At 70.4% G+C, this 23214-nt stretch carries 25 protein-coding genes; 14 read left to right on the forward strand and 11 right to left on the reverse strand.

Translation table 11 applies throughout. The features are described 5' to 3' along the window. Positions 1–34: 34 nt before the first annotated feature. The 6 genes from EV186_RS10920 (at position 35) to EV186_RS10945 (ending at position 5909) form a co-directional block, all read left to right on the forward strand. Complete coding sequence (locus tag EV186_RS10920) at positions 35–673, forward strand: HD domain-containing protein (protein ID WP_133849128.1); 639 nt, start codon at positions 35–37, stop codon at positions 671–673. Between the two features lie 17 nt (positions 674–690). Next, positions 691–1614 carry an NADP-dependent oxidoreductase gene (locus tag EV186_RS10925; protein ID WP_133849129.1) on the forward strand — a complete coding sequence of 308 codons (924 nt, stop codon included), beginning with the start codon at positions 691–693 and terminating at the stop codon, positions 1612–1614. Between the two features lie 44 nt (positions 1615–1658). After that, on the forward strand, positions 1659–1904 hold the full coding sequence (locus EV186_RS40760) for a universal stress protein (protein ID WP_243753961.1): 246 nt from the start codon (positions 1659–1661) through the stop codon (positions 1902–1904). An 88-nt stretch (positions 1905–1992) separates the two neighbouring features. Next, positions 1993–3705, forward strand: a complete 1713-nt coding sequence (locus EV186_RS10935) for a sensor histidine kinase (RefSeq protein WP_166659114.1) — start codon at positions 1993–1995, stop codon at positions 3703–3705. Between the two features lie 109 nt (positions 3706–3814). Further along, on the forward strand, positions 3815–4468 hold the full coding sequence (locus EV186_RS10940; RefSeq protein WP_133849130.1) for a response regulator: 654 nt from the start codon (positions 3815–3817) through the stop codon (positions 4466–4468). A 250-nt stretch (positions 4469–4718) separates the two neighbouring features. Further along, complete coding sequence (locus tag EV186_RS10945) at positions 4719–5909, forward strand: HNH endonuclease signature motif containing protein (RefSeq protein WP_133849131.1); 1191 nt, start codon at positions 4719–4721, stop codon at positions 5907–5909. 413 nt (positions 5910–6322) lie between these two features. Here EV186_RS10945 and EV186_RS10955 read toward each other — a convergent pair whose 3' ends face one another. Both EV186_RS10955 and EV186_RS10960 read right to left on the reverse strand, forming a co-directional pair. Beyond that, positions 6323–7276 (reverse strand): cyclase family protein, encoded by a 954-nt coding sequence (locus tag EV186_RS10955; RefSeq protein ID WP_243753962.1) that lies wholly within the window; start codon positions 7274–7276, stop codon positions 6323–6325. 385 nt (positions 7277–7661) lie between these two features. Then, complete coding sequence (locus EV186_RS10960) at positions 7662–8597, reverse strand: Acg family FMN-binding oxidoreductase (protein ID WP_133849132.1); 936 nt, start codon at positions 8595–8597, stop codon at positions 7662–7664. A gap of 155 nt (positions 8598–8752) precedes the next feature. Between EV186_RS10960 and EV186_RS10965 the strand changes: the two genes are divergently transcribed. Next, the gene (locus EV186_RS10965) at positions 8753–9463 is read left to right on the forward strand and encodes a CBS domain-containing protein (RefSeq protein WP_133849133.1); all 711 of its coding nucleotides are present in this window, start codon (positions 8753–8755) and stop codon (positions 9461–9463) included. On the opposite strand, the gene EV186_RS10970 is transcribed toward EV186_RS10965, so the two are convergent. The 6 genes from EV186_RS10970 to EV186_RS39875 form a co-directional block, all read right to left on the reverse strand. Further along, complete coding sequence (locus EV186_RS10970; protein ID WP_133849134.1) at positions 9432–9854, reverse strand: universal stress protein; 423 nt, start codon at positions 9852–9854, stop codon at positions 9432–9434. The two genes, EV186_RS10965 and EV186_RS10970, sit on opposite strands and share 32 nt — an antisense overlap. Positions 9855–9903: 49 nt before the next feature. Then, positions 9904–10809: a universal stress protein gene (locus EV186_RS10975; protein ID WP_133849135.1), complete on the reverse strand. Its 906-nt coding sequence runs from the start codon at positions 10807–10809 to the stop codon at positions 9904–9906. Positions 10810–10828: 19 nt separating this feature from the next. Beyond that, positions 10829–11386 (reverse strand): universal stress protein, encoded by a 558-nt coding sequence (locus EV186_RS10980; RefSeq protein WP_133849136.1) that lies wholly within the window; start codon positions 11384–11386, stop codon positions 10829–10831. Between the two features lie 212 nt (positions 11387–11598). Next, positions 11599–12753, reverse strand: coding sequence for a glycosyltransferase family 2 protein (locus tag EV186_RS10985; protein WP_133849137.1), 1155 nt, complete (start codon positions 12751–12753; stop codon positions 11599–11601). Then, complete coding sequence (locus EV186_RS10990) at positions 12750–14894, reverse strand: bifunctional polysaccharide deacetylase/glycosyltransferase family 2 protein (RefSeq protein WP_243753963.1); 2145 nt, start codon at positions 14892–14894, stop codon at positions 12750–12752. The genes EV186_RS10985 and EV186_RS10990 overlap by 4 nt, the downstream gene beginning before the upstream one ends. A 4-nt stretch (positions 14895–14898) precedes the next feature. After that, positions 14899–15333, reverse strand: coding sequence for a hypothetical protein (locus tag EV186_RS39875; protein ID WP_243753964.1), 435 nt, complete (start codon positions 15331–15333; stop codon positions 14899–14901). Between the two features lie 205 nt (positions 15334–15538). Here EV186_RS39875 and EV186_RS10995 point away from each other — a divergent pair, with 205 nt between their 5' ends. Then, complete coding sequence (locus EV186_RS10995) at positions 15539–16420, forward strand: S1 family peptidase (protein ID WP_133849139.1); 882 nt, start codon at positions 15539–15541, stop codon at positions 16418–16420. 64 nt (positions 16421–16484) lie between these two features. On the opposite strand, the gene EV186_RS11000 is transcribed toward EV186_RS10995, so the two are convergent. After that, positions 16485–16970: an ArsI/CadI family heavy metal resistance metalloenzyme gene (locus EV186_RS11000; RefSeq protein ID WP_133849140.1), complete on the reverse strand. Its 486-nt coding sequence runs from the start codon at positions 16968–16970 to the stop codon at positions 16485–16487. Positions 16971–17054: 84 nt separating this feature from the next. On the opposite strand from EV186_RS11000, the gene EV186_RS11005 reads away from it, so the two are divergent. Both EV186_RS11005 and EV186_RS11010 read left to right on the forward strand, forming a co-directional pair. After that, the gene (locus EV186_RS11005; protein ID WP_133849141.1) at positions 17055–17429 is read left to right on the forward strand and encodes an ArsR/SmtB family transcription factor; all 375 of its coding nucleotides are present in this window, start codon (positions 17055–17057) and stop codon (positions 17427–17429) included. A gap of 64 nt (positions 17430–17493) precedes the next feature. Continuing rightward, positions 17494–17904, forward strand: coding sequence for an arsenate reductase ArsC (locus tag EV186_RS11010; RefSeq protein WP_133849142.1), 411 nt, complete (start codon positions 17494–17496; stop codon positions 17902–17904). Positions 17905–17921: 17 nt separating this feature from the next. On the opposite strand, the gene EV186_RS11015 is transcribed toward EV186_RS11010, so the two are convergent. Further along, positions 17922–19142: a PP2C family protein-serine/threonine phosphatase gene (locus tag EV186_RS11015; RefSeq protein ID WP_243753965.1), complete on the reverse strand. Its 1221-nt coding sequence runs from the start codon at positions 19140–19142 to the stop codon at positions 17922–17924. A 30-nt stretch (positions 19143–19172) separates the two neighbouring features. Continuing rightward, entirely contained in the window at positions 19173–19625 is a 453-nt protein-coding gene (locus EV186_RS11020) for an ATP-binding protein (RefSeq protein ID WP_133849143.1), read from the reverse strand. A gap of 152 nt (positions 19626–19777) precedes the next feature. Here EV186_RS11020 and EV186_RS11025 point away from each other — a divergent pair, with 152 nt between their 5' ends. The 4 genes from EV186_RS11025 (at position 19778) to EV186_RS11040 (ending at position 23192) form a co-directional block, all read left to right on the forward strand. After that, on the forward strand, positions 19778–20731 hold the full coding sequence (locus EV186_RS11025; protein ID WP_133849144.1) for an NAD(P)-dependent oxidoreductase: 954 nt from the start codon (positions 19778–19780) through the stop codon (positions 20729–20731). A 113-nt stretch (positions 20732–20844) separates the two neighbouring features. Continuing rightward, the gene (locus EV186_RS11030) at positions 20845–21168 is read left to right on the forward strand and encodes a YciI family protein (RefSeq protein WP_133849145.1); all 324 of its coding nucleotides are present in this window, start codon (positions 20845–20847) and stop codon (positions 21166–21168) included. Further along, a complete protein-coding gene (locus EV186_RS11035) occupies positions 21165–22421 on the forward strand; it encodes an RNA polymerase sigma factor (RefSeq protein WP_133849146.1) in 1257 nt (418 codons plus the stop codon). The genes EV186_RS11030 and EV186_RS11035 overlap by 4 nt, the downstream gene beginning before the upstream one ends. 12 nt (positions 22422–22433) lie before the next feature. Continuing rightward, complete coding sequence (locus EV186_RS11040) at positions 22434–23192, forward strand: class I SAM-dependent methyltransferase (RefSeq protein WP_133849147.1); 759 nt, start codon at positions 22434–22436, stop codon at positions 23190–23192. The last annotated feature ends 22 nt before the right edge of the window (positions 23193–23214 follow it).

Raw genomic sequence — 23214 nt, forward strand, 5'->3', positions numbered from 1 at the left:
ACAACAGACACACCACGACGAGAAGCCAGGAGCCATGCCAGAGCTCATCGCGGGCTTGGCGGTTCCGGAGACGGTGGCGGTCGCCGAAGCGACCACGCACCTCCGGGAGACGACCAGCCCCCTCATCTACCACCATTCCCGGCGAGTCTTCTTCTTCAGCCTGATGCACGCCCGTGAACTCGGCGTGGCACCGGACCCGGAGCTGCTCTACGTGGCGGCCATGTTCCACGACTCCGGGCTCCTGACCCCGTTCTCCGACGTCGAGCAGCGCTTCGAGGTCGACGGCGCCGACCACGCCCGCAAGTTCCTGCTGGACCGCGGGTTCCCGGCCGCTGCCGCCGACACCGTCTGGACGGCGATCGCGCTGCACACCACGCCGGGCATCCCCGACCGGATGGCCCCGGAGATCGCGACCACGTACCTCGGCGTCCTGACCGACGTGCTCGGCTTCGGCCTGGAGCGGCTGGACCCCGACCAGGTGACCGAAATCCTCGCCGCCCACCCGCGCGGGGACTTCAAGAACGAGTTCCTGCGCGCCACCGTCGACGGGCTGCGCAACCGCCCCGACACCACGAACGGCACCGTGAACTCCGACGTCCTGGCGCACTTCGTCCCCGGCCACCAGCGCACGACGACCGTCGAGCGGATCGTCGGCTCGCCGTGGCCCAGCTGATCGGAAAGGATTCGAGCATGAGAGCGATCACCGTGCGCGACCGTGACGCGGGAGCCGCCGGCCTCACCCTGACCGACATGCCCTATCCCCACGCCGCGGAGAACGACGTCATCGTGCGCGTGCACGCGGCAGGCTTCACCGCGGGAGAGCTCGACTGGCCGGCCACGTGGACCGATCGGGCGGGCCGCGACCGGACACCCAGCATCCCCGGGCACGAGCTGTCCGGCACCGTGGTCGAGCTCGGCTTCGGCACGACCGGGCTGACCGTGGGCCAGCGGGTGTTCGGGCTGAGCGACTGGGCCCGCAACGGGTCGCTGGCCGACTACGTCGCGGTGGAGGCCCGCAACCTCGCGCCCCTGGCGGCCGACGTCGAGCACACCGTCGCCGCCGCGTTGCCCATCTCGGGGCTGACGGCGTGGCAGGGGCTGTTCGACCACGCCCACCTCACGACCGGCCAGACCGTCCTGGTACACGGCGCCGCGGGCGGGGTCGGCTCCCTCGCCGTGCAGTTCGCCCGCGAGGCGGGTGCCCGCGTGCTCGCCACCGGCCGGGCGGACCACCGCGACGGCGTGCTCGGCCTCGGTGCGCAGGAATTCTTCGACCTGGCCGACGGCGGCTGGGAGCACGCCGGCGAAGTGGACGTGGTCCTCGACGTGTTCGGCGGCACCGTCCTCGAGCGGTCGACGGCTCTGGTGCGCTCCGGCGGCACCCTCGTCACCATCGCCGAACCCCCGGCCGTGCAACCGAAGGACGGGCGAGCCGTCTTCTTCGTCGTCGAACCCGACCGGGCGCGGCTGGCCGACCTCGCCCAGCGCGTGCGGACCGGAAAGCTCAACCCCGTCGTCGGCACGGTGGTGCCGCTCGCCGAGGCGCCCGCCGCGTTCACCGCCCACACGCCCGGCAAGACGATCATCCAGGTCGCGGAACCAGGCACGGAATGAGCGGACCTCGCCGGAGGTGATCGTCAAGATCGCCAAGCGAGGCGGTGCGCTCCGCCACGGAGAACCTGCCGGAGCCGCCGGAGATCATGGAATCGGTCCGCACCGGCCACCCGGCGACCGAGCTCATCGCCGCCTCCGCCGACGCCGACCTGCTCGTCGTCGGCAGCCACGGCCACTGGCCGACCTCCTGCTCGGCAGCGTGGCCGCCCAGTGCGTCCGCCACGGCCACTGCCCGGTCGTCATCGCCCCGGTCGCCGTGGCGGCCACCGGCTGACGCGCACCAACCGTGATTTCGAGGGCTTTGTACCCCATCCGTTCGACCCATCGAATGGTCGTCCGGCCTGGCCACGACGCGCCACCAGTGCGACGCTGGGTGACATGCCGCCGGACATCCCCAAGCTTCGTGACTCGATGGGCCACCTGCGGTTGCGTGAACAGCTGTCCGAGGTCCAGATCCGGCTCGACGAACTGGTCAACGCACGCGATCAGCTGGGCGGCCTGCTCGACGCCGTTCTCTCGATCGCCTCCGGCCTGGACCTGGACGCGACGCTGCGGCGGATCGTGCACGCGGCCATCGACCTGGTCGGGTGCCGGTACGGCGCCTTGGGAGTGCTGACCGCCGACGGCACGGAGCTGGCGGAATTCGTTTACGAGGGCATCGACGAGCCCACCCGCCGGGAAATCGGCCACCTCCCCGAGGGACACGGGCTCCTGGGTCTGCTGATCGAGCAGCCCAAGGCGGTGCGGCTCGACGAGCTGTCCCAGCACCCGGCTTCGGTCGGGTTCCCGGCCAACCACCCGCCGATGCACAGCTTCCTCGGCGTGCCGGTCCGGGTCCGCGACGAGGTGTTCGGCAATCTCTACCTGACCGAGAAGCACGACGGCCTGCCCTTCACCGAGGACGACGAGGTGGTCGTCCTGGCGCTCGCGGCCGCCGCCGGGGTCGCGGTGGAGAACGCGCGGCTCTACGAGCAGTCCCGGCTGCGCCAGCAGTGGCAGGAGGCCACCAGCGAAATCCGGGCGGCCCTGTTGCGCTCGCCGACGCCGGAGGCGGTGCTGCCGTTGATCGCCGAGCGGGCCAAGGACCTGACCGCCGCCGACTACACGTTCCTCGCCGAGCCGGAGAACCCGGAACAACCGTCGGACGAGATCACCCACCTGGTGGTGACCGTGTGCGCGGGAATCGACGGGGATGCCCTGGTCGACCGGGAAATCCCGGTGGCGGGATCCACGTGCGGCGAGGTGTTCCGGTCCCACGAGCCGCGGACCACAGCGAGCCTGAGCTACGACCTGTCCGCGGAGTTGCACGAGGACTTCGGGCCCGCGCTGGTGCTGCCGTTGCGGGCGACGTCGGACACGGTGTCCGGGGTGCTCGTCACCCTGCGCAAGGTCGGTGACCAGCCCTTCGGCGTGGACCAGGTGCCGATGGCGGCGTCGTTCGCCGACCAGGCGGCCCTGGCCCTGCAACTGGCCGACGACCGGCGCCGCGTGCACGAGCTCGAACTCGTGGCCGACCGCGACCGGATCGCCCGCGACCTGCACGACCACGTCATCCAGCGCCTGTTCGCGCACGGGCTGACGTTGCAGAGCACGCACATGCGGGTCCGCGACCCGGACATCCAGGAGCGGATCGCGGACATGATCAACGACGTGCAGGACGTCATCGGGGAGATCCGCACCGCCATCTTCGACCTGCACGGCGGCCTGCAGGGCACGACCCAGCTGCGCAAGCGGCTGCACGAGGTCATCGCCGAGCTCACCGCGAACTCCGGGCTGCGCTCGACGGTGCGCATGTCTGGCCCGCTCGGGGTGGTGTCCGCCGCACTGGGTGAGCACGCCGAGGCGGTGCTGCGCGAGGCGCTCAGCAACACCGTGCGCCACGCCCACGCCAAGAGCGTGACCGTCACGGTGTCGGTGGACGACGACCTGGTGATCGACGTGGTCGACGACGGGGTCGGGATTCCCGAGAAGGTCGCTCGCAGCGGCCTGCACAACCTCAGGGAGCGAGCGACCACCACCGGCGGAACCTTCACCGTGACCGCGGTGCCCGCGGGCGGCACCCGCCTGACGTGGTCGACCCCGGTCAACTGAGACGTGTCCTGAGGACTTTGGTCCCCTCCACCGGGGCCCACCGCCAATCGATCAATGCGCGCAGGGGCCTTAGCCTCGAGGACAGAGCAATCCGGACAGGGGTGACACGGTGATCAAGGTCTTTCTCGTCGACGACCACGAAGTGGTGCGCAAGGGGGTCGCCGGATTGCTGGAGAGCGACCCCGAGCTCACCGTGATCGGCGAGGCAGCCTCGGCCGCGCAAGCCCTCGCCCGGATCCCCGCGCTGCGCCCGGACCTGGTGCTGCTCGACGTGCGACTGCCCGACGGCAACGGCGTCGAGCTGTGCCGCGAACTGCGGTCGAAGCTACCAGAACTCAACGTCCTGATGCTCACCTCCTACACCGACGAAGAAGCCATGCTCAACGCCATCCTCGCCGGCGCCGGTGGTTACGTCATCAAAGACATCCAGGCCGCCCGCCTGGTCTCCGCCGTCCGCGAAGTCGGCGCCGGCCGGTCCCTGCTGGACAACCGCGCCGCCGCCACCCTCATGGCCAAACTCCGTGCCGACGCCGAATCCAACGGCCCCGTCGACCAACTGACCGAACGCGAGCGCACGCTGCTCGACCTCATCGGCGAGGGTCTCACCAACCGGCAGATCGCCGAGCGGATGTTCCTCGCCGAGAAGACCGTGAAGAACTACGTCTCCCGCATGCTGACCAAACTCGGCCTCGAACGCCGCACCCAGGCCGCCGTGCTCGCCACCGAACTGCGCACCAGCAAGCGCCACGATTCCGAGACCTGACTCCGTTTGTCCGCTGTGGACATTCAGGGATCTTGGCCTCGAATTACGAGCGGCTGCCGCGTGGCCCTCGATTAGGAGCGGCTGCCGCGGGTGTTCGCCGCTGGGTGGTTGGGTTGGTCTCGGGGCCGGGGCGGCGAACACCCTTGCCACCGATGCCGGCGGTTTGCGGTGCTTAGGTGGCCGGGTCGAATGGTTGCGTTGCGCTGTTTGCGTGCCGTTTGTGGGTGGTCCCGACGGTTGGCCGGGTTGCGTGAAAGACCGGAATATTCCACCATTCTCGGTTAGGCCGTTTGGCCGATTGTTGTGGTATGATCGGGGTATGGAACTGGGGGAGCTTAACTCGACTGCCGCTCAGTTGCGGCGTCTGGAGTTGAAGCTGCTCGACGACATTTCCCGCCTCGAGTGGAAAGAGTCCGGGTATCCCCAGTTGTGGCGGTTCCTGCAGGATGTCCTGCACGTGACCGCCCAGGAGGCCAAGCGCCTTGAACACCACGTCGAGTTGTTGTGCCCGAAGGTGGGGATCACCGGACAGCCCATCCCGCCGCGGCTGCCTGCCGCGCGAGCGGCGATGGCCGCTGGGGAGATCTCCGGTGCGCATGTGGACAAGATCGCCACCACGGTGGAGTCGGTCCCGGTCGAGCACGGCGAACAGGTCGAGGCAGACATGACGGGGTTGGCGCGGAAGTTCAACCCGACCCAGCTCATCCGCCTGGGCGAGCGCATCGTCGACGCCCTGAACCCGGACGGCGCCAAGCCGATCGAACGAACGGTGGTGGATGCGCAGAACACGCTGGACCTGTACGAACACCGCGACGGGTCGCTGTCGGGCCAGTTCCGGTTCGGCGGGGAGTACGCGAGTGTGCTCCGTGCGCTGCTGTCCCCGCTGGCCAAGCCCCAGGCCGAGGATGACCGGACTTTGAGCGAGCGGCAGGGTGACGCGCTGGCCGAGATCATCGGCTTCGCCGCCGACTCCGGCCAGGCCCCGGCCGAGGGCGGCGAGCGTCCCCACATCGCGGTCACGGTCTCCTTGGAGACCCTGCAGACCCGCATCGGCCAGGCCATCCTCGACGACGCCCGCACCCTGACCCCGGAGCAGGCCCGCCGGGTGGCCTGCGAAGCGAAACTCATCCCCATCGTGCTGAACAGTAAATCGCAGCCGTTGGATATCGGCGAAACCCGCCGCCTAGCCGATAAACGATTGCGCAGAGCCCTCGCCATCCGAGACGGGGGCTGCGCCGCCCCAGGCTGCGCGCGAACACCACACCAGTGTCACGCCCACCACATCAAACATTGGGCCGACGGCGGACCAACGACATTGGATAATCTGGTGTTGGTGTGCCCGTATCACCATCGGCTGATCCATCACACCGAATGGACGGTGCACATGGATAACGGACTGCCGGTATTCACTCCACCGCCTTGGTTGCAACGCTCTGCGTAAATTCTTGTAACCCAGCCACCGCCGGGACCACCGGCAAACCGCCGGCTGCCCTCGCCACGCAACCCCTCAACCGGGCCACCCCCGCCACGCAACCACCGGCACCGGTGGCAAGGGTGTTCGCCGCCGCCGGCCCCGAGACCAACCCAACCACCGGCGGCGAACACCCGCGGCAGCAACACCCACCCGAGAGCAACCATCCCTGAAGACTCAACCAACATCAGTCACCCACTCCCAGCCACCACCCCGCGGCAAGCAACCCTCACCCCGAGAGCAACCAAGCAGGTCGACGCCACCATCGTGCTCGGCGTCAACGACGAGGTGTACCAGCCGGAGAACCACCACGTCGTCTCCATCGCGTCGTGCACGACCAACTGCCTGCCCCGATGGCGATCCTGGTCGGCCCGAGTCCGGGGTCAGAACGTGGCGATCGGGTTGACCGGGCTGCCGGACGTCCCGGCGAAGCGGACCGGAGCGACAGCGAGGTGGAACTCCCACTGATCGAGCTCGACGGCCGTCGTGGCGCACGCCTCCAGGTCGCAGTTGTCGAGCAGCCACAAACCCATCGCGACGAGGCTCACGGCGTGGACCGGCATCAACACGTCTTCGTACCCTGACGGCTGAACGTCTTGGGGTGTGTCAGCGCCGATCAGCGCAACCTCCCGGTCCTGCAGCCACGGCAGGCAGGATGCGTGCCAGCCGGCTTGCGTGAACCCGGCGGCCGCACCGGCCTCGTGCCGAAACCGGCCGAAGCCGGTGCGCAGGAGTACCGCATCACCGGATCGCACCCGTACACCCTGGCGCCGCTCGGCCTCCTCGAGATCTTCAGGGAACACACCCTGCCCCGGTTCCAGCCACGGCACATCGCGGACCTTCGCGATGTCCAACAGGACACCTCGAGTGATGATCCCGTTCGCCGCCGCCGTGACAGCCGCCCAGGCCGATCCCGTGTCGGCGTCGACCAACGAGTGGGACCGCCCGTTGTACATCTTGCCGTCCCAGAAGATGTGGCACGGCGAGTCGATGTGGGTGATCGTGTTGCCGTGGAACAGGATGCCGAGCCGCTCGTTCGAGAAGCCCCAGCGCCGGTCGTTGCGGAACGGCTGCGGCATGTGCTCGGCCCCCGGCATGTCGGCGGCACACGGGCACGTCGTCGTCGACCGCTCCATCTCCTCCGGTACCGCGACCTCCCACGCGCACGACACGCTCCTGCCGTGGCGCACGGCCCGCGCCGCCGCCAGCCGGACGTCGTCGGTGATGTGGTTCAGGGTGCCGAGCTCGTCGTCATCGCCCCACCGCCCCCAGTTCGACAGTGTCTCGAAGTACCCGAGCACGTCGTCCTGCGTGGGCATCGATCGCCCTGCCGTCATCCCAGCATCGACTCCTCCGGTTACGCGGTTCCAGCCACCAAGGGCCCGCTGAACTGGCATGACCCTAGATCAGCGGGCCACTAGGTGACCGGTCAGGAGGTAGTGCGCTGACACGCCGCTGCGGTCAGACGGTGGGCGCGGGTTGCCCCGCGGCCGGCGCCCGGTGGTGGCAGCGGCAGCCCGCGGCGCGCTGGGTGAACCGTCCACACACGCGACAACGGGGCGGGCAAGCTCCACAGTGGACATCGATTGCTCCCTGCTGATCGTGTTCTCGGCAGGCGCCCGGCACAGCGAGGACCTCCTGCACCCATGACCCAATCCCTGCAACGTCGTCGCGGCGAGGGCGGCAAGTCCCCGGGCGAAGGGACCTCCGCAACCAGTCGGATCAGCGCGCGCCGGTCTGGTAGGCGATGGCGCCGTCGACCGGCAGGCCGGTGACCGGGTACCCGGTGCGCAGCAACGCCTGGGGGTGTCCGGGCAGGTGCAACCGTTCGGCCACGCCAAGGCGCACTTCGGGGAGTTGGAGCGGTTGGGTCAGCACCGAACCGACCAGGCCCTGCGCGATGGCGGCGAGCCACAACCGTTGCAGCGCCGCACCCGCCAGGATGTGGTCGCGCGGACCGTCCGCCGGGGTGTGCACGATGAGCATGGCTTCGCCGGAGAGCCGGTTGTACAGCGTGATCCGGTCCGGCACGTGCGTGGTGCCTTGGACGAGGCCCGACCAAGGCAGCGTGGAGTTTGCGCTGAGCGGGCGCGGGAACAGCGCGCTCCACGCGCTCAGCTCGCGCTGGTAAGCCCGGTCGTCGTGCAAGACCCCGCCCGCGTAGGACAGCAGGTCGGCCAAGGCCTTCGTTTCGGCGCTGCTGTGCACGAGGTGGACCTCGACCCCGGCCGTGGTGGCGGACTCGGCGAGGGTGCGCAGCAGGCCGTGCGACGGACCTTGGTAGGCGAACGGCGCCCGGTAGCTGCGTCGGCGGAAGATCGCGTGGTACAGGCCGGCCTCCGCCTCGCTGAGCTCCGCGTGGCCGACCACCCGCAGTTCGGCGACCAACTCGGGCCGGGCGGGGTCGGGTCGGACGGACACCTCGACGGCCCGGCCGAGCGTGCGACTCGCGAGTTCCACGTTCGCCAGCGCCGCACCACAGGACATCAACCGGTCGCGCCCGCTCGGATCGTGCCTGGGCAACTGGACGTCGGTGCGCTCACGCAGTCGGAGCAGGTCGTCCTCGACGGAGAGTTCCCACGGCTGTGTGTTGTGCACGGACGGAGCGCAGGCGAGCGCTCGCACCAGTATTCCGGTCTCGAGACTGGAGAATGGCATGACGCGCTCCCTGGTGTTCGGCTTCAGGACCAAGGTTGGGCCGCCAGCGGCGACCCGGAGCAGAGCAGCAAGTCCCCGGCGTCGAGGCCTTGTCGCACCTGTATTCCCGCTGCCGCCCGCCTACCGTCGGCGACATCCCCGAAAGGAGGTTCGCCATGCCGCACCACAAGGTCGGCGACGTGATGACCACCGACGTGGCCACGACGACACCCATCGCCGCGGTGAAGCGTGCCGTGGACCTGATGCGGACCAGGCAGGTGAACGCGCTGCCCGTCGTCGACGGTGACGGTCGCCTGCTGGGCATCCTGTCGCGCGCGGACGTGATCGCGAAGCAGAGCGACGCGGCTGTGGATCGCCCGTGGCGGCGCAAGTTGCGCCGCCGTCAGCGCATTCGCGCGCACGCGCGTTCGGTCGGTGAGCTGATGACCTCGCCCGCGCACACCGTGGCCGCCGACGTCACGATCGCCGAGGCCGCGCAGATCTTCGCCCGGTACCGGCTCAACCAGCTACCGGTCACCGAAAACGGGATCCTCGTAGGCATCGTGAGCCGGATCGACCTGATGCGGACCTTCCTGCGCTCTGACACCGACCTCACGCACGACGTCGAAGACGCCCTCGCCCGCGGGTTCGGCATCAGCATCACCCCGGCAACGGTGCGGGTCTCGGTGCTCAACGGAGTCGTGACCCTGCACGGCAAGCTCGAAACGAAGAGCTCGCTCCCGATCGCGGCCGCCGTCGCGCGAGCGGTCGACGGGGTGGTCGACGTCGAATGCCTGCTGGACTTCGAACGAGACGACACGCACGACCCCGAGGTCCGCCTGGCGGCCCAGGACGTCACCTGGCAGGGCGGCTGGTCGAACCGGTGACCGGCTCGACCACCAGCACGACGGTGCACGGCGCGTGCGAAGCGAGGTGCGACACGATCCTCGACTGACCGCCCCGCGCCGGTCGCGCCAGCACGAGCAACTCCGCGTTCTTCGCCTCCTCGATCAGCGCCGCACGCGCCGACTTCATCGGCGTCGCGCACCGCACGACCAAACCGGGTTCGATGGTGCGGGCGGCCGTGGTCGCGAGCTCCACGATCCGCCGGCCGCTCGCGTAGTTCTCCACCGCGTCCACCGCGTGCACCACCCGCAGGGGCGCACCGCGCAGCCTGGCCTGCTCGACCGCCCACCTGAGCGCGACTTGCGAACGCGCCGAGCCGTCGACACCGACGACGATGGGGCGGAGGATCTCCTTCTCGTTCAACGGTTCCATGTCCACTCCCTGAGGTGCGGCAGCCTGACGCTGACGTTGACCATGACCGTCACCTCCGCTGCTCGGCCGGCGGGCGCACGACCGCGATCGGGCACGGCGCGGTGTGCACCAGCGCCTGGCTGGTCGAGCCGAGACCCATGCCGGTGAACGCACCCCGGCCACGCGAGCCGACCACGACCAGCTGGGCTTGCTCGGCGGCGTCGGTCAGGGCACGCACCGGCCGGTCGTGGGCGACGACCCGGGTCACGCGGACGTCGGGGTACTTGTCCTGCCAGCCGGCCAGCCGCTCGGCCAGCAGCACGGTCTCGTCGTCGACGACGTCCTGCCAGTCGCTGTCCCACGGCAGCGCGGTCCACGCGCGAGCGAAGGCAATGTCGAGCCAGGTGTGCACGGCGACCAGCTCGGCACCGCGCATCGACGCCTCGTCGAAGGCGTACTCGATGGCTGCCTCGCTCGCGGGCGTGCCGTCCACACCCACCACGACCGGACCCTCGGTCCTCGGCGGACGATCACCGACACCACGCACCACGACGACAGGCCCGTGCCCATGCGCGGTCAGCGCCACCGCCACCGAGCCGACCAGCATGTCGCGGAAGCCGCCGAGCCCGCGATGGCCCAGCACGACGCAGTGCGCGTCCGCCGACTTCTCGATGAGGACCTCGGTCGCGGTGCCGACCTCATGACAGCTCACGATCTCGACCTCCGGCGCGACGACCCGCGCCGCGTGCGCGGCTTCGGCGATGATGTGCTGACCGTTCTCGGTCAACGCCTCGACCCACCGCGCCTGAGACGCGGTGGTCGTCGGATGCTGGATGGGCGGCAGCACGCAGGCGTGCACGATCCGCAGCGGCAGACCACGCAGCTTCGCCGAGCGGGCTGCCCATCGAGTGGCCGCCAGCGCCGAATCGGACCCATCGACGCCGACCAGCACGGGCGGGCGCGGGTTCGTGCTCATCACGATCGCGTCCCCGTGGTCACAACAGTGGTCCCGGCGTGGGATCCATGGTGTGGGAACGACTTCCGGCCACGACGGATCGCTGCTTCTCATGGCCGTGGCGGCGCGGGGTGTCGGCGCGCACGATCACGACCGGGCACGGCGCGTGCCGCACGCAGTGCGCGCTCACCGAACCCAGCAACGCCGGCAGCACGCCGGAGCTGCCGTGGCTGCCCACCACCAGCATCGCCGCATCAGCCGCGGCCCGCACCAGTGTCTCCCCCGGCGGTCGCCCGCCCAGCTGCACGTGCCGGTACTCGGCTTTCGGGTGGTGGGCCACCGCGGTCGCCAGGTTTTCGTGGATGTACTCCGCCAGTTCGACCATCCCCGCGTGCGGCCCCACGATCTCCGCTCCCGGCACGCTGCCCGGACCGGTGGCGACCGCACGGTCGGCCAGCGGCTCGAAGTAACGCCACACGGTGACGACCTCGACGGTGTAGCCGCGGCACTCGCCCTCGGCCATGGCCCAGTCCAGCGCGGCCGCGGCCGCCTCGGATCCGTCGAGCCCCACGACGATCATCGGTTTCGGTGCGCTCATCGGGTCTCAGCTCCTTCCCGCTCGGGCTCAACGACACCACCCGGACCCGTGCGGGCACGAGGGACCAAGGGCCGCACCGCGGGGTCAAGAGGTCACCGGCGGCCGAGCCGGTGGACTCTGGTGGTGCGTCCGCGCACGCGGCAATGTCGATGGCTTGCGGGAAAGGACGTGTGTGGCTGTTCTCCAGCCGGCCGGAGTGGGTTTGCCGGCGGTCAGATCAGGTCGCGCCAGTAGGCCGGGATCTCCTCCGGCTGGATCGCGCCACCGCCGCAGCTGTCCTGGTAGAACCACTCCCGGAAGCCGACCGGGTCGGTGATGCGGTTCTGGTAGCCCCAGCCCTGCGCGCGGTCCTTCTCCGCTCGGGGGAAGGCGGCGCGGTTGCGGTGCCTGGCCAGGCAGGTCTCGTAGTCCATCCGGTGCAGGTGGATCAGGTACAGCAAGGGATCGACGTTCTTCTTCTGGTCCAGCCGGTGGTGGAAGCCCAGGTTCCACAGCATCGGAACCCTTGCCAGCAACGACTTCGAGTACACGTCGTTGCGGTACCACCACGACCGCTGCGCCAGCACCGGCTTCGCGGGGTCGAAGGCCGGTTCGCGGTCGGTGACGTGCAAGAGCTCGTAGCCCTGGCAGGTCACGAAGTCCTCGTCGAAGTTGTCCAGGTAGTCACCCAGGTCACCGGTGCGCGGGTCCGGCGCCACGATCTCGTCGGCGTCCACGAACAACACCACGTCGTAGCGGTCGAGCAGCTCGTGCTGGTGGTGTTGCACGGTGTCGCGTTGCCACTCCGCGCCGAACACCGGCTGGTGGATCGGGATCCGGGTGAAGTCGAACCGGTCGGCCAGTTCGTGGGCACCGCCATGGTCGAGCACGTGGATGTCCTGCGGCGCGAAGAACTGCTGGTAGTAGCGCAGCCAGATCGGCAGGAAGACCTGTTCGTCGCGCACCAGCGTGAACACGGCGCGCGTCGGGCGCGCGTCAGGCACCGCCGCGATCTTCCAGCGCTGCCGGGGATCGTGGTAGTACGACGAGTCGTCCACGGCACTGCTCAGCGCCCGGCCACCCTCGGCCGCGACGATGGCGTACTCGTGGTCGGCGACCGGTACCAGCCGCCAGCGGCCGGGCTCCCCGTCCGCTGCCAGCGTCAGCTGGTCGGTCAGGCGCGTGCCAGTGCCGAGATTCGCCACGTGCCACAGGTGTTTGCGGCCGTCGACCCGGCTCAGCCGCCACTGCTGGTGGGCGTCGTCCTCGTGGCGGCGCCAGTCGTCGGCGAGCGTGCCACCCGGGCCGGCCTGCAGGACCTGCCCGGTGCCCACGTTCACCAGCTTGACCGCCCGGTCGGCCGGGACCGACGTCACCCCACAGCTCATCGCCGCTCCCTCGGACCAACACCCGACAACCGGCTCGACTCGGGCAGCGGCGCCTCGGCCGCCGCGCCGGTGCGGTCGAGCTTGTGCCACGGCAACCAGGCGCCGGCCGCCGCCGTCGCGACCGACTGGATCACCACCAAGTACATCAGCTGGCGGTACACGAACTGCTGCAGGGGCAGCACGGCCAAGGGACCGAGGCGTTCCCCGTCCAGGCGGAACGCGACCACCCCCGGCAGCACCTGCAACACGAGGAAACCCAGCCACGCCAGCACAGCGGGCACCGGATCACCGACGAGCAGGCCCAGCACCACCGCCACGTCGACGACCGGCGCGAGCATCGGCAGCAGCACCTGGAACAGCAACAGGTACGGCAACCCGCGCCGGCCCAGGGTGCCGCCCGGCCCTCGCTCCAGCACGGCTTGCCGGTGCTTCCACACCGCCTGCAACGTGCCGTAGCACCACCGGTACCGCTGCTTCCACAGCTGCCCGAGCGTCGCAGGCGCCTCGGTCCACGCCACCGCGCGCTGCTCGAAGGCCACCTTCCAGCCGCGCCGTTGCAGGGCCATGGTCAGGTCCGTGTCCTCGGCGAGCGTGTCACCGGGCACGCCACCGGCGGCCAGCACGGCATCCCGCCGGAACGCGCCGATGGCGCCGGGCACGGTCGGCATGCACCGCAGCACGTCGTACATCCGGCGGTCCAGGTTGAACCCGATCACGTACTCGACGTGCTGCCAGCGACCGAGCAGGCCGCCGCGGTTGGCCACCTTCGCGTTGCCCGACACCGCGCCGACGCGGGGGTCGGCGAACCGGGCGGCGAGCAGGCCCACGGCGTCCGGGTCGAGCACGGTGTCGCCGTCCACCATCACGACCAGGTCGGTGCGGGCGGCGGCCAGGCCGGTGTTCAGCGCCGCCGGTTTGCCGGCGTTGGGCCGGCGGATCAGCCGCACCCCGGGCAGCCGCAGCGAGTGGACGACCTCGGCGGTGCGGTCGGTGGAGCCGTCGTCGACCACCACCACGTACACCGGGTGCCGCGACGCCACGATGGAGCGCACGGTGGCCTCGATGCCCGCCTCCTCGTTGTAGGCGGGCACGATCACGGTCACCGGGTCCGGGCGGGGCACCCCCGGACTGCGGCGCTCGCGGCGCACGTGCGTCCAGGTCGCCGCCAGCACGACAACGGTGCGTGCCGCGGCCAGCGCGGCGGCGATCACCAGCAACACGGTGAGCGCGGCCGACGTCACGTCGGCCAGGTCGACCGCGAAGAGCAGGACCGCGCCGCTGAGCCGGTTGGCCTTGCCGGCCGGGGCGGTGACGTGCTGGGCGCCGAACGTGTGCCCGACCGTGTCCACCCGCCAGCCGGCGTGGAGCAGCCGCGGCAGCAACTCGCCGAGGGCCGCGACGGTCTGACCGCGGTCTCCCCCGCCGTCGTGCATGAGCAGCACCTGACCGGCGGTGCCGTGCGGCGTGGCGTTGGCGACGATCCTGGCCACCCCGGGCCGTTGCCAGTCCTCGGAGTCCAGTGTGGACATCACGATCAGCTTGCCGGCCGCGCCCAGGCGGCGGATCGCGGTCCAGGACGCGTCGTCGATGCCGTCGTTGCCGGCCGAGTACGGCATCCGCACCAGCGAGGTCGAGGTGCCGGTGGCCTCGGCGAGGATCAGGTCGGTGGCGCGGGTCTCCACCGACGTGCGCAGTTCGCCGACCGTGCGCAGGTCCACATGGGTCGCGGTGTGGGTGCCCAGTTCGTTGCCCTGCTCGACGATCTGGCGCAGCAACTCCGGGTGGTGCGCGGACTGGGCGCCGGTGACGAAGAACGTGGCGTGCACGTGGTTGCGCCGCAGCACCTCGAGGATCCGCGGCGTCCACTCCGGATCCGGCCCGTCGTCGAAGGTCAGCGCGATGGTGCGGGCCGCGGGCCGGCCGGTGGTCACGGTCTCCGTGCGTGCGTCGATCAGCGGACCGCCGGTGCGCACGGCGGCCGGCACCGTGGCGGACAAGCCGCGCGGGCCCGGCTCGTCGGCGGTCAGGGCCCCGCCGACGGCGGCCTGCAACCACAGCAGGCCCGAGATCAGGCCGAGCCCGACGATGAGCAGCAGCCAGTGCGAGCGCGGCGGGGGCGGCGGTTTCCGATGGGTGCCCACCGGCTCAGCGCGACCGGCCGGGTGGCGTCGGGTGGTCCGTGGGCTTGCCGGTCCCGTGCGAACCGTGCCCCGGTGTGCTCGACCGCGAGGTGGGCCCGTGGCTCGGCGTCGTCGTGGTGGTGGGTGCGGGCGAGTCGGTGAGGACGACCGGCGAGCCGGACCCGCTCGAGTCCGCGGAGCCACCGGCCGACCCGGTGCCCGGCACCGCGTGGTGCCGGGTGGCCGACGGCGACGAGGGCGCCGTCGGACCATCCAGGACGGTCGGTGTGGGCAGCACGGTCAGGGGTCCGAGCGGCGCCCCGAACAGCGCCGCGACCACGAGCGCGAGTGCGGCGAACACGGCGGCCGCGCAGACCACGACGACCGTCCTGGTGGTACGGCGCCTGCGTCCACTGGCGTCCACGAACACCGGCGGCGAAACCGGTCTGTCGTCACTCATTTCGGCGGCTCCCACTCGGCGGCGCCTCACCCTAAGGGATGACATAGGACGGTTCGTCGTGCGGTCCACTGAGGAGCATGGTATTGACCGGTCGCTCGTGTGGTTGGTAAGACATCACCCTTTTGCCCGATTGTGAGGACCCGCCCGCCGACGTTGAGTGATACCGCCGAAGCACCGTCCACCCCTGCTGAAGGGCGGAACCCCCATGAAGACCATCCGGCACACCCTCCTGTTAGCCACCGCGGTCGCCACCGCCGTGCTCGGGCTCGTCCCGGTCACCGCCTCGGCCGCGCCGAGCACGACGGCCGCGCCCGCTCCGCGCAGCGTGGCCCAGCTGACCGACCTGATGAGCCGGCTCGACAACGCCACCCCCGGCACTGCGTGGGCGATCGACCCGGCGACCAGCCAGATCGTCGTGACCGCGGACAGCTCCGTGCGCGGCGCGCGCCTGACCCACCTGCAGCAGGTCGCCGCCACCTCCGCGGGCGCCGTGCGGCTGCAGCACACGAGCGGCACGTTCCGCCCGCTCATCTCCGGCGGTGACGCGATCTACGGCGGCGCGTACCGCTGCTCGCTCGGCTTCAACGTGCGCAAGGGCAGCACGTACTACTTCCTGACCGCCGGGCACTGCGGCAACATCGCCTCGGAGTGGTTCAGCAACTCCGGCCACACCACCAAGCTGGGCAACACGGCCGGTTCCAGCTTCCCCGGCAACGACTACGCGATCGTGCAGTACACCAACACCTCGATCGCGATCGACGGCACGGTCGGCGGCCAGGACATCACCACCGCGGGCAACGCCCGCGTCGGTGAGACGGTCACCCGTCGCGGCAGCACCACCGGCGTGCACAGCGGCACGGTGACCGCCCTCAACGCCACCGTCCACTACCAGGGCGACGGCACCGTCCGCGGCCTGATCCAGACCACCGTGTGCGCCGAGCCCGGCGACAGCGGCGGCCCGCTCTACGACGGCAGCACCGCACTCGGCCTGACCTCCGGTGGCAGCGGCGACTGCCGCTCCGGCGGCGTCACGTTCTTCCAGCCGGTCACCGAGGCACTGAGCAAGTACGGCGTCTCCGTCTTCTGATCCTCTGATCCGTTGCGCCTGCCGGCCGTGGGCTCCACGCCCACGGCCGGCATGCGCTTGTCCGTCAGGCGCAGCAGTCTTCGGGCTGGGCCGCCTTGTCGACCTCGCCCGTCGTGGCGTCGGGCTGGCAGCACGTCGACGCGGTAGCAGCGCCACCAGCACCACCGTCCGCGCCGTAGGTCGGCGAGTCGCCCTTGACGGTGTAGACCTCCCAGGGTTCCTTGCCGGGGCCGTGGACCCAGACCTTGTCCTGCAGCGCGTAGCAGCAGGTCGTGTTGTCCTCCGGCAGCGCTTCCATGCCTTCGCCGGTCAGGCGCTGGGTGGCGTCATTGACCTGCTCGCTGGTCTCGACTTCGACGCCGAGGTGGTCCATCACCGTCGCCTGGCCGGGCTCGCCTTCGAGCAGGACGAGCTTGAGCGGCGGTTCGGCGATGGCGAAGTTGGCGTACCCCGGACGCAGCTTCGCCGGTTCGGTGCCGAACAGCTTGGTGTAGAAGTCGATCGACCCTTCCAGGTCACCGACACGCAGGGCGAGCTGAACGCGAGACATCCTGACCACTCCTTGGATAGATGATTATCTAATCAGGTGTGAACGTAGATTGCCCTCTAAATAGAAGTCTGTCAAGATAGAGCCATGTCGAAGCAACTCCCCCTGGTGGCCATGGACGCGTGCTGCGCACCGCTGGCCCGTGATCCGTTGACCGCCGAGCAGTCGGTGGAGTTGTCGAAGCTGTTCAAGGCGATGGCCGACCCCGTCCGGTTGCGGCTGCTGTCGTTGATCGCCTCGCACACCGGCGGTGAGGCGTGCGTGTGCGACCTGACCGAGGACTTCGACCTGACCGGGCCCACCATCTCCCACCACCTCAAGGTGTTGCGTGAGTCGGGCCTGATCACCGGTCAGCGCCGGGGCACGTGGGTGTACTACCGGGTGCACCCCGAGGTGCTGGCCCGGCTGGCCGCCGTGCTGGTGCCCGGCGACCGCGTGGCCGAGGGAACGGCGGCCCGGTGACGGCGTCCGCGCTCGCCCTGCGCCGCCGGTTCCCGTCGCGATCCTGAAGACCCGAGGAGACCTCGTGCCCAGCAAGCCCGAAGTGCTGTTCGTCTGCGTGCACAACGCCGGCCGCTCCCAGATGGCGGCGGCCCTGTTGCACCACCACGCCCAGGGCGCCGTCGTGGTCCGCTCGGCCGGGTCGGCTCCGGCCGACACGATCAACCCGGCAGTCGTCGCGGTCATGGCCGAACTCGGCGTGGACCTGTCCCGCGAGTTCCCCAAGCCGCTCACCACCGAGGCCGTGGAAGCCGCCGACGTCGTGATCACCATGGGCTGCGGCGACGCGTGCCCCTACTACCCCGGCAAGCGCTACCTCGACTGGCAACTCGACGACCCCGCGGGCAAAGCGGTCGACGAGGTCCGGCCGATCCGCGACGAGATCGACCGCCGGGTCCGCGACCTGCTCGCCGAACTGGTTCCCGCCACCCCCTGACCCGACCTTGCCGGGGATCAGAGCTGAGGCAGCATCCGTGCCTGGTCGGTGGTGGTCCACTCCAGCATGACCAAGGTGGCGTCGTCCTGTAGCGCGCCGTCCTGGTGGTCGAGCACGGCGTGCACCACGCGCCGCAGCGTCTCGGGGGCGGGCAATCCGGCCTGCTCGTTGCGCTCGGTCAGGTCCACCAACCGGTCCAGGCCGAACAGTTCACCTTCCGGGCTCTGGGCCTCGATGACGCCGTCGCTGTAGAACAGCACCCGGTCGCCCGGCTCGAGCTGCTCGCTGTGCACGATCGGCTCTTCGGTCTGCAGGTACCCCAGGCCCAGCGGGGTGCGCGGGAGCCCGTCGAGCGTGCGCACCCCACGACCGGCGCGCAGGACCACCGGCGGCGGGTGCCCGGCGTTGAGGTAGGTGAGCTCGCCGGTGTCGAGGTCCATCCTCGCCAGGAACGCGGTCGCCCACATCGGCGCCTTCGAGGACTGCTGGCTGGCGATCGTCTCGTCGGCCAGCGTGGCAGTGGTCGCCAGGTCGGCGCCCGACCGGCGCGCGTTGCGGGTGGCGGCGAGGGCGAGCGAGGTGATCAGCCCGGCGCGCAGGTCGTGACCGACCGCGTCGAAGATCGCCACGTTCGCCCGGTCGCTCTCGACGGCGTAGTCGTAGCCATCGCCGCCGACCTCGTCGTAGGGCTCCATCGCGGCGGCGACCACCGCCCGGTCGCAGGCGAAGACCGTCGGCGGCAACAGCTGCCACAGCAGTTCGGAGGCCACGGACAACGGCTTCGTGCGCCGAACCCGGTGGAACAGGTCGCCGTAGGCCTGCTTGCTCAGCACCAGGTGGGCGAGCAGCCCGGTGAAGGTCCAGCAGTGCTCGCGCAACTGGCGGTCGTTCGGATCGGACTCGGCGGGCAGGAGCATGCGTGCGACGCCGAGCCGTTCGGTGCCGTTGAGCACGGGAACCCACAGGGCCGCCCGGGCGCCGTCCGGGACCGGGATGAGCTCCAACCGCGCGAACGCCCGGCCCGCCGCGGTGCCCTCCACCGACAACGCGGCGCCGCCCGAGGGTCGGATCGGGTGCAGCGCCCGCTGACCCAGGTCGATCAGGTACAGCTCCACGGCCAACCCGACCCGCGCGGCCGCCTCGTCGACGACGCCCGCCATCTGATCGGCGGTCACCAGGTGCGTCCGGTTCGCCACGTCGGCGAACACGGCTTGCCAGGACCCCCGCTTGTCAGCCACGCCACGAAGCGTAGGCGAGAACCGGACGACTCACCGCGACCTGGGCACGCAAGGTTGCATCGCGCAGGCCACGTGGGCCCAGACGGTCTTGACACCGCGGTCCGGGTCGGTCGTGACGCCCCAGGCCTGGGCCAGGTTGTCCACCACGACCAGCCCGCGGCCGCGGTAGTCCGCGGGAAACCGGGAGCGCCCCAGCACCGGCTGGTCGCTGCCGCTGTCGTCGACCTCGATGCCCACCCAGCAAGGTGTCCGCATCCGGCTCACCCGGACCTCGTGCGGACCGCCCCCGTGGTCGAACGCGTTGGCGACGAGCTCGTCGGCGATCAGGACGATGTCCGCCAGCCGCTCGCGGCCGAGGTCCTCGAGCACGGCGCCGATCCAGCTGCGCACGTGCGCGAGAACGGTAGGCCTGCTCCCCCGCAGATCGAACGACCACATCGCACCGTAGGGCTCATCGACCGCGGGCGGCTTCAGAGCGGCCATGCCACACCGACTTTCGGACCCGGAGGTCGGCCGTCTCGAGCTGAAGCCACCCCGACAGCCCTACCACCGGGCGAGTCCCGTCAAACCTGCGATCCGCACTTATATGTTCGATCCGTCCCTGCCCGAGCGTCGTGTCGATCGCGGGAGAACGCATGAGCACCGACGAAACCCAGGTCACCGCACTGCTCCCCCGCGATTCCCGGATCGCGCTCGTCGGGGCCGGCCGGATGGGCCTGCCGATCAGCCGCACCCTGGTCGGTGCCGGGTTCGAGGTCGTGGTGACCGACCTCCGCGCCGAAGTGGCCGAAGCGGTGGCGGAGACAGGAGCGCGCTGGAGTGCCGAAGCCAGCGAGGCCGCGGATGGCGCGGACATCGTGATCACGGTCATGCCTGGCACCCCCGAGCTCCAGGACCTGATGGCCGGTTCCGCTCCGCTGCTCGACGCGCTCGCCGTGGGAACGACGTGGATCGACATGACCAGTGCTTCTCCGCTGATCATGAAGCCGATTCAGGACGCGGCACGCGCTCGCGGCGTCGCGGTCCTGGAAGCGCCGATGGGCGGTGGTCCCGCGGCGGCCGCGGCCGGCACGCTGCGGTTGTTCGTGGGCGGGGAGCCGGCCACGTTCCGGCGGGTGCGCCCGGTGCTCGAAGCGATCGCAGACTCGGAGCACATCAAGCTGGTCGGCGGTCCGGGTCTCGGCTACACCGCCAAGCTCTTGGTGAACCTGCTCTGGTTCGGGCAGGCGGTGGCCACCGCCGAGGCGATGCTGCTCGGTCAAGCGGCAGGCCTCGACGTCGAGGCGTTGCGCGCACTGCTGGCCGACAGCGCGGCCGGCAGTGAATTCCTCCGTCACGACCTGCCGCGCGTACTGGCCGGCGATTACCTGCCGCTGTTCGGCCTCGACCGGTGCACCGAAGAGCTCGAGGCGGTGACCGAACTGTTCCGGACCTTCGCGGTGCCGTCCGACCTGTCGCGCGTGGTCACCCGAGTGCACCAGCGAGCGCTCGCCCGCTTCGGCCCGGTCGACGGCGAGCTGATGGCCGTGGCCCTGCTCGAAGAACTCACCGGCACCCGGCTGCGATCCGGCTCCCGGAAAGTCGTGTGAAGAAATCCTTGGCCGTGGGTGTCGGATCGGGGCAGTCGTGTTCGTAGGAGGGATGACGCACCCTGACCACCACCACCGACACCGTCTCGACAACCGCAGGAGATGATCTCCGGATGCAGTACCTGGTTTCCGTGATCGACGACAAGGACAACCCCGGCAGCACCGACCGGATGGACGCCATCAGCGCGTTCAACGAACGACTGGTGGCCGAGGGTTATTGGGTTTTCGCAGGCGGCCTGGCCGACACCGACGCGGCCACCGTCATCGACAACCGGGGCGAGGAGGCGGTGTTCAGCGACGGGCCCTTCGTGGAGTCCAAGGAGTACCTCGCCGGCTTCTGGGTGTGGGAGGCCCCGGACCTGGATGTGGCGCTCAAGCTCGCCGCCGAGGCGTCGAGCGTCTGCGATCGGAAGATCGAGGTGCGGCCGTTCCGGTGAACGACGTCGAGCAGGCGATCACCCAGGCCCACCACGAGGAGTGGGCGCGGGTGGTGGCCGCACTGACCAGGCGCTTCGGTGACCTCGACATCGCCGAGGAGGCAGCGGCCGAGGCGATCACGACCGCCGTCGAGCGATGGCGCACCGACGGCGTGCCGCCCAACCCCGGCGCCTGGCTGACCACCACCGCCAACCGCAAGGCCATCGACCGGATCCGGCGCGAGCGCAAGCGCGACGACAAGCACAAGGAGGCTCAGATGGGGTACGAAGCCGACCAGCACGACCCGCCCGAGCCCCTCGGCGCCATCGACGACGACCGGCTCCGGCTGATCTTCACCTGCTGCCACCCGGCGCTGGCCACGCAATCCCGCGTGGCGCTGACCCTGCGCATGGTCGGCGGTCTGACCGTGCCCGAGATCGCCCGCGCGTTCCTGGTCCGGGAGACCGCCTTGGAGCAGCGGATCACCCGCGCGAAGGCCAAGATCAAGGCGGCTCGCATCCCCTACCGCGTACCGTCCAAAGAGGACCTACCGGCGCGCGTCTCCGCCGTGCTCACCGTGCTCTTCCTCGTCTTCAACGAGGGCTACCTCGCCACCGGCCCCGGCACCGACCCCGTCCGCCACGACCTGACCGCCGAGGCGATCCGGCTCACCCGCCTGATCCGCACACTCCTGCCGGACGACGGCGAGGTGGCCGGGCTGCTGGCCCTGATGCTCCTCACCGAGGCCCGCCGAACCGCCCGGGTCTCGGCCGGCGGCGAGTTGGTCACCCTCGACGAACAGGACCGCGGCGCCTGGGACACGGGTCTGATCGCCGAGGGCCACCGGCTGGTGCGCGAGCGCCTCGCCGCGGCCGCCGCCGGGGTCGCGCCGGGCCGCTACCAGATCCTCGCCGCGATCAACGCCGTGCACACCTCCGCCCGCGACGCCCGCGACACCGACTGGTCGCAGATCGTCGCCCTCTACGACCAGCTCGTCCGCGTCGACCGCTCGCCGATCGTCGCCCTCAACCGCGCCATCGCGGTCGCCGAACTCGACGGTCCCGAAGTGGCCCTGGCGGCCATCGACCGTCTCGCGGACACCCTCGCCGACTACCACGCCTACCACGCGGCCCGAGCCGACCTGCTGCGCCGGCTGCGCCGCAGCCAGGAGGCACGCGCGGCATACGACAAGGCCATCGAACTGGCCGGCAACACCGCCGAAACCGCCGCCCTGACCCGCCGCCGCGACCAGTTGGGTAGCTCGAAGCCCTGATATACAGCCACCATGAGTGACGGCTACGGCACTGCCGAGGAACGCTACAAGGACCTGCACCGCGTCTACGACGAACAGTCGCCGTTCGACGCGGACGCGGCCGCGGCAGTCGCCTTCCTGGCCGACCTGGCGGGCGGCGGGCGCACGCTGGAGCTGGCGGTCGGGACCGGGCGGATCGCCATTCCGCTGGCCGAAAAAGGGGTCGAGGTGACCGGGGTCGACGTGTCCCCGGACATGCTCCGGGTGCTGCGCGGAAAAGACCCGGCGGGAATGGTGCACACGGTGTTGTGCGACATGACCGAGCCGGACGTGAGCGGTGACTTCGCACTGGTTTACCTGGTGGCCAACGGTTTGTGCGAGCTGACCAGCCAGGAAGCCCAGGTGCGCTGCCTGACCGCGGCCGCGCGGTTGCTGGCGCCCGGCGGCTCGCTGGTGCTGGAAGCGACCCTGCCGAACCTGGTCTTCGCCGACCGGCGGCCGCTGTTCGTGGGCCGGATGGACGAGTTGAACGCGTTGTCGTTCCAGGCCGCGCGGTACGACGCCGTGAACCAGATCGTGCAGTACCGGCACGTGCACCTCAGCGACGCCGGGATCCGGATCCTGCCGACGACGCACCGCATGGTGTACCTGCCAGAGCTGGACCTCATGGCGCGGCTCGCCGGACTGGAACCGGCGGGGCGGTACAGCGACTGGACCGGCGGCCCGTTCGACCCGAGCACGGGCCGGCACATCTCGGTGTACCGCAAGCCTTCGACGGTCGTCGCAGGGTGAGCCAGGCCTCCGTGGCTTGACA

The organism is Labedaea rhizosphaerae, from assembly GCF_004362825.1.
Taxonomy (GTDB): Bacteria; Actinomycetota; Actinomycetes; order Mycobacteriales; family Pseudonocardiaceae; genus Labedaea; species Labedaea rhizosphaerae.

Coding starts and splice junctions, on each gene's coding strand:
- EV186_RS11000 (WP_133849140.1), bottom strand. CDS start 16,970: ATGTCTCGCGTTCAGCTCGCCCTGCGTGTCGGTGACCTGGAAGGGTCG.
- EV186_RS10985 (WP_133849137.1), bottom strand. CDS start 12,753: ATGAGCTGTGGGGTGACGTCGGTCCCGGCCGACCGGGCGGTCAAGCTG.
- EV186_RS11005 (WP_133849141.1), top strand. CDS start 17,055: ATGTCGAAGCAACTCCCCCTGGTGGCCATGGACGCGTGCTGCGCACCG.
- EV186_RS10955 (WP_243753962.1), bottom strand. CDS start 7,276: ATGACGGCAGGGCGATCGATGCCCACGCAGGACGACGTGCTCGGGTAC.
- EV186_RS10995 (WP_133849139.1), top strand. CDS start 15,539: ATGAAGACCATCCGGCACACCCTCCTGTTAGCCACCGCGGTCGCCACC.
- EV186_RS10925 (WP_133849129.1), top strand. CDS start 691: ATGAGAGCGATCACCGTGCGCGACCGTGACGCGGGAGCCGCCGGCCTC.
- EV186_RS39875 (WP_243753964.1), bottom strand. CDS start 15,333: ATGAGTGACGACAGACCGGTTTCGCCGCCGGTGTTCGTGGACGCCAGT.
- EV186_RS10970 (WP_133849134.1), bottom strand. CDS start 9,854: ATGGAACCGTTGAACGAGAAGGAGATCCTCCGCCCCATCGTCGTCGGT.
- EV186_RS11020 (WP_133849143.1), bottom strand. CDS start 19,625: ATGGCCGCTCTGAAGCCGCCCGCGGTCGATGAGCCCTACGGTGCGATG.
- EV186_RS10975 (WP_133849135.1), bottom strand. CDS start 10,809: ATGAGCACGAACCCGCGCCCGCCCGTGCTGGTCGGCGTCGATGGGTCC.
- EV186_RS10935 (WP_166659114.1), top strand. CDS start 1,993: ATGCCGCCGGACATCCCCAAGCTTCGTGACTCGATGGGCCACCTGCGG.
- EV186_RS10920 (WP_133849128.1), top strand. CDS start 35: ATGCCAGAGCTCATCGCGGGCTTGGCGGTTCCGGAGACGGTGGCGGTC.
- EV186_RS10980 (WP_133849136.1), bottom strand. CDS start 11,386: ATGAGCGCACCGAAACCGATGATCGTCGTGGGGCTCGACGGATCCGAG.
- EV186_RS11025 (WP_133849144.1), top strand. CDS start 19,778: ATGAGCACCGACGAAACCCAGGTCACCGCACTGCTCCCCCGCGATTCC.
- EV186_RS11040 (WP_133849147.1), top strand. CDS start 22,434: ATGAGTGACGGCTACGGCACTGCCGAGGAACGCTACAAGGACCTGCAC.
- EV186_RS10960 (WP_133849132.1), bottom strand. CDS start 8,597: ATGCCATTCTCCAGTCTCGAGACCGGAATACTGGTGCGAGCGCTCGCC.
- EV186_RS10965 (WP_133849133.1), top strand. CDS start 8,753: ATGCCGCACCACAAGGTCGGCGACGTGATGACCACCGACGTGGCCACG.
- EV186_RS11030 (WP_133849145.1), top strand. CDS start 20,845: ATGCAGTACCTGGTTTCCGTGATCGACGACAAGGACAACCCCGGCAGC.